This window comes from Endozoicomonas sp. (genome assembly GCF_031844845.1).
Lineage (GTDB): Bacteria > Pseudomonadota > Gammaproteobacteria > Pseudomonadales > Endozoicomonadaceae > Endozoicomonas.
Genome location: NZ_JAVRMB020000241.1, coordinates 1 through 8,726, shown reverse-complemented (window position 1 = coordinate 8,726; position 8,726 = coordinate 1). Strand labels below are relative to the sequence as shown.

Sequence of the window (8,726 nt, the reverse complement as noted above, 5' to 3'; positions counted from 1 at the left end):
ACCGGATCGCACTGAATATCCACACTCAGGACACGGAAACCAACGACAGTATAAAACTTAAACGGTTAGCTGCTGGTTGGGACAATGGAAAGCTTGAGGAATTATTAAGCTCCATAGTACTTATTTGATGCGTAAGCCCTGGGCAGAGGACTCCGCTAAAAAATCCGTTAGTGCTGCCAACAAGGAATATCAGAAACAAAAGAATGAACTAGCCAAACTCTCGAATGGCTTCCATACCCTGATCGGTTATTCCACAAATCCACAAACTTGATCTTCATCCTTACCAGCCATTTTAACCATCTTGAATTTCTCAAGGGCATTAATGGTTTTCTTGTTCTTGGTAAAAGCTGATAAAGGAATGAAACCAGTATGAGCATATTTCTTGATAAGGTTCTTCTGGGTATTGGTTAATTTATTCATTTTTTGTAACTCCATTTATTGAACTTACATCCTAATTATAAGTCATGCGCCGTACAATCAAGGTAATTAACGACTAAATTTAAATAAAAAGATTTTTATTTCATCTATTGAACTTCTAAGTTTGGCAACATCGGAGTAATTAACTCCTGTGTCGGTTTCTAAGCTTTCTGGATCATTCATAAAGAAATCTAAAAGTTCTCTGATTTCTTCTTCGTGATCCTCCAGTTCTACCAGTTCATCGGATATGGCTAATAAGAGATCTTCTCTATTTGTTTCTTTGTTTAGGAGTATTCTATTCATTTAATTATTCCTTTATTAAGATTTACAAAATAATTATATGACAGTGGCAGAATAAAATGGCTTTAATATCCCAAGCACAATTCTCCAGAGAGCAGGGATTTAATAAAAGTTATGTTCATAAATTAGTTAAAAAAGGGATCATTAAGTTAAAGGATAGAAAGGTAGATACCAGACAAGCCCTGGCTGCAATGGAAGCCAATGCAGACCCGGTAACCTTGCTAAGAAAGGAAAACCAGCTTGAAGTTATTTCTCCCGGTAGCAATCCTGCAGGCGGTGCGGTGGACTTTGTTACCGCCAGAACCATGCGGGAGGCTTTCAAGGCAAAGCTGGCAAAACTGGAATATGAGGAAAAGAGTGGTCAGCTAACCGATGCTTCCAAGGTAAGGGAGGACGCATTCAAAGCAGGGAGAATTATTCGGGATGAATTATTGGCCATTCCTGACAGGCTGGCAGACGTTCTGGCGGCAGAGGAAGATGCAGATGCTGTCAGGAAGATAATTTTTGATGAGCTGGAACAAGTGTTAAATAACATCAGTAAATAAAAACGCCTTTCAGGAGTTTGAATGCTTCAGCCATCGTAACTATTCAGCACCCTGTTCGTAGCACATCTTGTGTTGTCCAAAGAGTCATAAGCACTACATATTGATTAACAGAACTTTAGTCCCCATATATTTTGATGTATTTCATCAAAAAATACCGGAAATTAAAAAATAGAGTAAGTGTGTTGTTACTTTGAATTCTTTGGTACAGCTCAATTTAGATGAATTTAAAATTCATCTGAGGGTGCTGAATAGTTACGAAATTGTCTGTAAATAACTCCCCTGTTTTGCTCATCACAGAGACGCAGAGGACACAGAGGAAAGACTTTCTTTATTCCTCCGTGTCCTCCGTGCCTCTGTGGTGAAAGAGGAAGTTATTTCGGGACAGCTCCCAAAAATAACAGCAACAGTTTTTCCTCTATACAGAACCACCATCATCTACACTGGTTTGAGATGTTTTTACTTAATTCTGAACTGAATCAACCATGGGGTTACCATGAAGGATAATCCTCTCTCTCTTGAAAATTATCAGAGACCGGTTCTGGGTACTCCAGAGGACACTGAAAAAGTATTGCTTCACTCCTGTTGCGCTCCCTGCGCCGGAGAAGTCATGGAAGCGGTTCAGGCTTCTGGCATTGAGCAGACCGTATTCTTTTATAACCCCAATATTCATCCTGCCGAGGAGTACCGGCTGCGCAAGGATGAAAACAAACGTTTCTGTGACAAGCTCTCCATCCCTTTTATTGATGCTGATTACGATACCGACAACTGGTTTGACCGAACCAGAGGACTGGAAAATGAACCGGAACGAGGCCAGCGCTGTACCGTCTGCTTTGATATGAGATTTGAACGGACTGCCCTGTACGCTCACGAACATGGTTTCCCGGTTATCTCAAGCACACTGGGAATATCACGCTGGAAGAACATGGAGCAAATCAACGATTGCGGTATCCGATCAGCCGGGCATTATCCCGGAGTTACCTATTGGACTTACAACTGGCGTAAGCAGGGCGGCAGCCAGAGAATGATTGAACTCTCAAAACAGGAAGCATTCTATCAGCAGGAGTACTGTGGCTGCGTATACAGTTTACGGGACACCAACCACTACAGAATGTCTCAGGGGCGCACCCGGATAAAAAGACTGGTGAATTTTTATGGTCAAAACAAAGAAGATAACGATTTAATTATTGCAAAATCTTCATGACATTAAATAACATCAACAATAGGGTCTATATTGATAAATTAAATTTAATAGCCATTTCCGTTTGTCCTGAACAGATACCAATAGAAATGAAACCGATTATCCGGGTAACGCTTACCTGTCTATTACCAATACTGCTGGCAATCTCTGTACCCTGGTATCGAGAAGGAGAGGACTCCGGCACATACCGTTTCATTGATGGCTTACCTGACTGGGTAGCAGTAGCACTGTTCTGTTATACACTGATTCCCCTGATTAATATTTTCATCTGGGCAACCTGTTCTTCGGATAGCGAACAAGATCAATAATCCATGCCAGCCATTGCTTTCAGCCTGCTCAACATTGCCGTTTACCTGCTCATCCTGATACCCATTTGTATCAAGGCCAGACGCAGCAGTCTTCAGCGCAATGCCACCGATCACTATCTGGCTAACCGCTCCCTCGGCTTTATGGTGCTTTTCCTGACCATCTATGCCACGACATTCAGTGGTAATATTCTTGGGGTCAGTGGTCAGGCCTATCGTACCGGTTTTACCTGGGTGATGTTTGCAGGTCTGGTTGCGGCCATTACAACCTCATTCCATCTGGTGGTTCCCAAACTCAGGCCTCTGAGTGTCAAACATCACTTTATTACCCCCGGAGACTGGATTCGCTATCGCTTTGGTTCAGATGCCCATGCGCTTAGAGTCCTGGTCGCCACTGTTCTGATTCTCTCCCTCGGGAACTTCTTATTTGCCCAGTTAAAAGCAGCGGGAGAAATCATTGTTGTCATGACCCGGGAAACCATTCCATATGAATTGGGCGTTCTGGGTTTTGCGTTCGTTATTCTGACCTACGATATTCTTGGCGGGCTACGGGCGGTTGCGTGGACTGATATGATCCAGGGATTGATTATGCTGGCAGGCTTCACCTGTCTTGGACTTTGGATTATAGAAACCTCCGGGGGAATGGCACAGCTTTCAACAACCATCGCCCGGCAACGACCGGAAAGCATTCAGATTCCCGGGCCAACAATCATGATTCAATGGTTCAGCCTGATGTTTCTTGGTGGCTTATCCGTCACCATCTATCCACAAACATTACAGCGGATTTTTGCAGCGTCCTCAGACAAAGCCCTCTACCACTCATTGGCGGCTATGGGCGTTGTTGCCCTCTTTACCAGCACCATATTTCTATTCACCGGCTGGGTTGCGATTCCTTTATTCAACCTTGATCCGGGATTTCAGGCAGACCAGGTACTTCCCAGGCTACTGGAGCACTGGGCTGCCAGTAATACCTGGAACCGGTTCAGCGCCATGATGGTACTGCTGGCCATTCTGGCGGCCATCATGTCCACCGCAGACTCCGTTCTGCTTTCTGTGGTTTCCATGATTCGTCATGACCTGTTGAAAAACACGAAACGGGAAGGCCTCAGGTACGATACAACCATTACCATTATTTTAATGGCCCTTATTTCCATGCTGGCGCTTTATCGGGATATTACCTTATGGCGTCTTATGGAACTTAAGCTGGAACTGCTTATTCAATGCTTCCCTGCTGTTGTCATTGCCCTGCACTGGCGCAAGGTATCATCAGCCCCCGTTATGGCTGGTCTGGTTTCCGGCCTCACGATTCTTGCCGCCATGCTTGTGATGGGCGTCAAACAGATATACGGAGTTAACGCCGGGCTGATAGCTCTAGTTGGTAATGTGATGCTGATGGGATGCGTTCATTTCATACTAAAGCAGGCACCACCGGAGAATAACAATGACCCGCGCCTTCCGAAATAATCCATCAGCAACTGGATAACGAAAGCCATTGGTATCACTATCCGCCCGGAAAATCAGGCCCTGCTGAAAGGTCATATTGTTCATCCCGATGGCTCTTACCAACACCAAAACTCTTGAGAACACTTGTGAGCATTTTCACATGAGATATGCCTCGATTCCGGTTATGAAGAGTTCATCAATATTTTTGATTTTGAGCCATAATTATCTGAACCGAAGCTTTCTTCAGAATGCCTTTATTTAACCGTTAAAATTTCTCTATCCAGCTTTCCTCTCAGGCCGATAAAACCTGAAATAAAATGCTCATTTTAAGACAACAGCCCGGTAGTTTTATTGACGACACAACACTGTTATCAGAGCCTGTTGCCAGAGCGCATCTACTCTACTTTTAAACACCGTTATCGAGCTACAAACTATGACTCGTTTTGTTGCGCCACTGTCAGGTATGTTTATTTTCGCACTCGCCAGCGGATACCTGATGACGCTGATTCCCTTAAGAATCAATGCAGCAGGTGGCAATGACTTTATGGCTGGCTTAATGGGAACGGTTTACTACCTGGGATTATTGGCGGGGTCATTCCGTTCAGAAAGCATTGTCAGCCGGGTAGGTCATATCCGTTCTTTTTCCTGTTTTATGGCGCTGCTGTGTGCCAGTGTTTTAAGCCTTGCCCTCTCAGAAGACATCACCGTATGGCTCATTCTGAGATTTATAAATGGTATGGCGGTTGCCGGAATTTTCGTCGTGGTTGAGTCCTGGCTTTTATGTGAAAGTGACAGCTCAAACCGGGGAAGAGTGCTCTCTTTCTATATGGTGTCATTGTATGGGGCCAACGCCATCGGCCAGCTTTTCGTCGGTTTTCTGGACAGCAGCAGCCTGATCCCCTTCATTCTGATTGGCATTCTATTGTCACTGTCTATTTTCCCACCGGCCATGACCCGAATCCCAACGCCGGAAATTCAGGAAGCATCTACCCTGGGGTTCAAAAAGCTCTATGAACTGACACCCTCAGGTGTTCTCGGATGCTTTGCTGGAGGGCTGGTGTTAGGCGGCCTCTACTCAATGCTGCCTATTTACCTCGCGGATCAAAGTGGCAGTGATGATTATACGGTAGCCCTGTTTCTGGCAGTAACCATGCTCGGAGGAATGGCTTTACAATTCCCGGTGGGTTATCTCTCAGACATTATTGATCGTCGAAAAATGCTGGTTTCTGTGGCACTGGCGGGCTGTGTTGTCTGTTTTGCCCTGATATTAACCCCCGAAAACAGCTGGCTGAACTTTCCTCTGCTGTTCCTCTTCGGTGGTGCCACCTTTACCCTTTACCCATTGGCCATCAGCCATGGTTGTGACCACATGCACCCCGACGATATTGTTGCCGGCACCCAGGGACTACTGCTGGCTTACAGCTTTGGCGCCTGCATTGGCCCCGTGCTGTCATCACTGTTTATGGGTAATATACCGGAAGGTCTCATGCTCTACTTTATCACCACCATGGGGATCATCGGCGTATTCTTCCTGGTACGAATGGCTTATCGTCCTGCCATCTACTCCAGCGACGAACACCCCTTCGTACCGGTACCCCGAACTTCGCCAGTTGTCGCACAAATTGACCCCCGTTCTGAGGCTGAAGAACTACCGGACGCTGAAGAAGCCATCAAATAAGAGATCAAAATTCCTCAACCCTCCGGGCAGTGATTTCACTGCCCGGAGTATTCTTTTAAATAGAGAACTTATTCCATACCGGGTATTACAAACTCTCTACCTGCCTCACAGCCTCAAGCAGCACATCAACGCCAGCGCCTGATTTATGGGCATTTTCGCTAATATACCTGCGGAAGCGTCGTCCGCCGGGCTCGCCATGATACAACCCAAGCATATGGCGGGTAATATGACTGAGCCACGTCCCTTTCGAAAGCTCAGACTCGATGTAAGGAATCATTTTCTCAATCACGTCAAAACGACTCAGCGTCGTTTTCTGGCAACCATACAGCCGGCCATCCACTTCAGACAGAAGGTAAGGATTCTGGTAAGCCTCGCGACCAAGCATCACCCCATCAACATGCTTAAGGTGATGATCAATTTCCTCAAACGTCTTGATACCGCCATTAATGGAAATACTCAGGGCAGGAAACTGTGTTTTCAGTTCATACACCCAATCTGGCTTTAAGGGGGGAACATCACGATTCTCTTTGGGAGAAAGTCCCTCCAGAACCGCAATACGGGCATGAACAATAAAGGTATCGCAACCGGCTTCAGCAACCGTACCCACAAAGTCCACAAGTTCCTGCCAGGATTCACGTCCATTAATGCCAATGCGATGTTTCACCGTTACCGGGATAGACACCTTCTCTTTCATTGATTTGACGGCATTGGCCACGGTTTGAGGCTCAGCCATTAAACAGGCACCAATACGACCATTCTGAACCCGGTCACTGGGGCAGCCCACATTCAGATTCACTTCCTGGTAGCCTCGTTCTTCCGCCAGGCTGGCACAAAAGGCAAGATCCTTATCATCATGTCCACCCAACTGAAGCGCCAACGGGTATTCAACAGCATCATGCTGCAAAAACCGGTCTTTATCACCGTGAACCAGGGCTCCGGTTGTTACCATCTCGGTATAAAGCAGCGCCTGCCGGGACAACGCTCGATGAAAATAACGACAATGTTTATCAGTCCAGTCCATCATCGGTGCGACAGAGAACCGGCGATCCAGAGATTCGCTGGTTTTTTCTTTATTTACAACAGGTTGAATCATATACCCCTTACCATCAGGAAACCTTGAAATGCCCTGAAAAACCTCGAAATCGATCACCATTTGCTACATGGTTTATTATCAGACCAATCTACTGAATAAAAATAACGTACCATTATGACTATCGTAAAAAGAAAAACAAAGACAGGAAAGCTGCGACATACCGTACAGATCAGAAAGATGATCAAAGGAGAGATCTTTCGTGACGCTCGTACTTTTAACTGCTTAAAAACCGCAAAAGCCTGGGAGCGTAAGCGCCTGTCTGAACTAGATGGCGCAGAAAGCATCGCTTCAATAAAAGCCGGGCAAGATTGTGAGATAACCATCGAAATGCTGATTGAGCGAGAATAAACAGGACGAGAATAAACAGAATAAAAATAAACAGAAAATAAACAGAGAAAATAAACAGGACATCCATAAATCCAGAGCGAATAAACAGGACATCCATAAATCCAGAGCGAAAGCTTAAGCAAAATGATGGTTCAATCTAGACGAATAGAAATTTATGGATGTCCTGTTCCTTACCAACAAGTCGAACTGCCCTCACCCCACAGCATCGGTAGCCGGTCAGTGACGGGAGCTGGTCAGAGGCATGAGATGATAGAGCAGTTTCGCCCCCGATGTTCCAATATGTCGGTATATATTGGTAAATACCGACAATTCGGAATATTCTTAAGAGATGAAAAGAACCAATCAACAAATCCTGGATTTAGCCCAATCGGAAGGGCTTATCCGCTCCCGTGATATTACTGCGCGAGGCTTGCCTCGTGTCGCACTGACCAGACTGGTGAGGGAGGGGCTGCTCATTCGGCTGGATCGCGGCCTTTATGCCCTGCCCGACAGACAGGTGTCGGAGCATGGCTCCCTGGCAGAAGTCGCCAGTAAATATCCCGACGGAATCGTTTGTCTGCTGTCTGCCCTGCGTGTGCATGGTCTCACTACTCAATCGCCTTTTAACGTCTGGCTTGCCATCCCCAATAAAGACCGATCACCGAAAATGGATTATCCCCCACTTCGAATCGTGCGTTTTTCTGGTAAGGCGCTGACCGAGGGAATAGAAGAACATGTCATAGATGGCGTTACCGTTCATATGACCAACGTCGCCCGTACCGTTGTTGATTGTTTTAAATTTCGCAACAAGATCGGACTGGATGTCGCACTGGAATCTCTGCGCGAAGCCTGGGGCAATAAACGTGTCAGTATGGACGACCTGTGGCGCTACGCCGTCCTGTTCCGGGTTGCCAATGTAATGCGCCCTTATATGGAGAGTCTTTCATGACCAGACGAAACGCAGCCGCCTCCGTGCGCGCCCGTCTTCTCAATCATGCCCGCAAAACGAAACAGGACTTCAGTCTTGTGCTTACCCGATTTTGTCTTGAACGTCTGCTGTACCGAATCAGCATCTCGGATCACGCTGACAATTTCCTTCTCAAAGGAGCCCTGCTGTTTGACCTCTGGTTTGATATACCGCACCGCCCAACCCGGGATGTGGACTTTCTGGGCATTGGATCATCTGAATAAACAGGACATCCATAAATCCAGAGCGAAAGCTTAAGCAAAATGATGGTTCAATCTAGACGAATAGAAATTTATGGATGTCCTGTTCCTTGCGTTGTCCGTTTAATAATACGGATAATTAAACGCTGTTTTCCATATTCGGTTTCATTAATCACAGAAAGTGTCGAATATTCTTTGCCAGGCCTGAGCTCGTGCCACTCAACGCCTCGCGCTTCAAACTCAGGTAACCATC

At 46.0% G+C, this 8,726-nt stretch carries 11 protein-coding genes; 8 read left to right on the top strand and 3 right to left on the bottom strand.

The genetic code is table 11. The features are described 5' to 3' along the window. Positions 1-246: 246 nt before the first annotated feature. Together RM811_RS12890 and RM811_RS12885 are read right to left on the bottom strand one after the other, a co-directional pair. On the bottom strand, positions 247-420 hold the full coding sequence (locus RM811_RS12890) for a hypothetical protein (RefSeq protein ID WP_402524865.1): 174 nt from the start codon (positions 418-420) through the stop codon (positions 247-249). Between the two features lie 66 nt (positions 421-486). After that, positions 487-720, bottom strand: a complete 234-nt coding sequence (locus RM811_RS12885) for a hypothetical protein (protein ID WP_402524862.1) — start codon at positions 718-720, stop codon at positions 487-489. A 56-nt stretch (positions 721-776) separates the two neighbouring features. Between RM811_RS12885 and RM811_RS12880 the strand changes: the two genes are divergently transcribed. From RM811_RS12880 to RM811_RS12860, 5 genes are all read left to right on the top strand, one after another. After that, positions 777-1,262 carry a hypothetical protein gene (locus RM811_RS12880; protein WP_402524859.1) on the top strand — a complete coding sequence of 162 codons (486 nt, stop codon included), beginning with the start codon at positions 777-779 and terminating at the stop codon, positions 1,260-1,262. Positions 1,263-1,755: 493 nt separating this feature from the next. Next, positions 1,756-2,463: an epoxyqueuosine reductase QueH gene (locus RM811_RS12875; protein ID WP_402524856.1), complete on the top strand. Its 708-nt coding sequence runs from the start codon at positions 1,756-1,758 to the stop codon at positions 2,461-2,463. Further along, on the top strand, positions 2,460-2,768 hold the full coding sequence (locus RM811_RS12870; RefSeq protein WP_402524854.1) for a hypothetical protein: 309 nt from the start codon (positions 2,460-2,462) through the stop codon (positions 2,766-2,768). Before RM811_RS12875 ends, RM811_RS12870 begins: the two co-directional genes overlap by 4 nt. Positions 2,769-2,771: 3 nt before the next feature. Then, on the top strand, positions 2,772-4,229 hold the full coding sequence (locus RM811_RS12865) for a sodium:solute symporter (RefSeq protein WP_402524852.1): 1,458 nt from the start codon (positions 2,772-2,774) through the stop codon (positions 4,227-4,229). Between the two features lie 412 nt (positions 4,230-4,641). Further along, positions 4,642-5,886, top strand: a complete 1,245-nt coding sequence (locus RM811_RS12860; RefSeq protein ID WP_402524849.1) for an MFS transporter — start codon at positions 4,642-4,644, stop codon at positions 5,884-5,886. A gap of 85 nt (positions 5,887-5,971) precedes the next feature. Here the strand turns inward: RM811_RS12860 and dusA are convergent, their stop codons facing one another. After that, complete coding sequence (dusA, locus tag RM811_RS12855; protein ID WP_402524847.1) at positions 5,972-6,979, bottom strand: tRNA dihydrouridine(20/20a) synthase DusA; 1,008 nt, start codon at positions 6,977-6,979, stop codon at positions 5,972-5,974. 114 nt (positions 6,980-7,093) lie between these two features. On the opposite strand from dusA, the gene RM811_RS12850 reads away from it, so the two are divergent. The 3 genes from RM811_RS12850 to RM811_RS12840 all read left to right on the top strand — a co-directional run bounded on the left by RM811_RS12850 (position 7,094) and on the right by RM811_RS12840 (position 8,497). Beyond that, entirely contained in the window at positions 7,094-7,327 is a 234-nt protein-coding gene (locus tag RM811_RS12850) for a hypothetical protein (RefSeq protein ID WP_402524845.1), read from the top strand. Positions 7,328-7,655: 328 nt separating this feature from the next. Further along, entirely contained in the window at positions 7,656-8,255 is a 600-nt protein-coding gene (locus RM811_RS12845; protein ID WP_402524842.1) for a type IV toxin-antitoxin system AbiEi family antitoxin domain-containing protein, read from the top strand. Continuing rightward, positions 8,252-8,497, top strand: coding sequence for a nucleotidyl transferase AbiEii/AbiGii toxin family protein (locus tag RM811_RS12840; protein ID WP_402524839.1), 246 nt, complete (start codon positions 8,252-8,254; stop codon positions 8,495-8,497). The genes RM811_RS12845 and RM811_RS12840 overlap by 4 nt, the downstream gene beginning before the upstream one ends. The last annotated feature ends 229 nt before the right edge of the window (positions 8,498-8,726 follow it).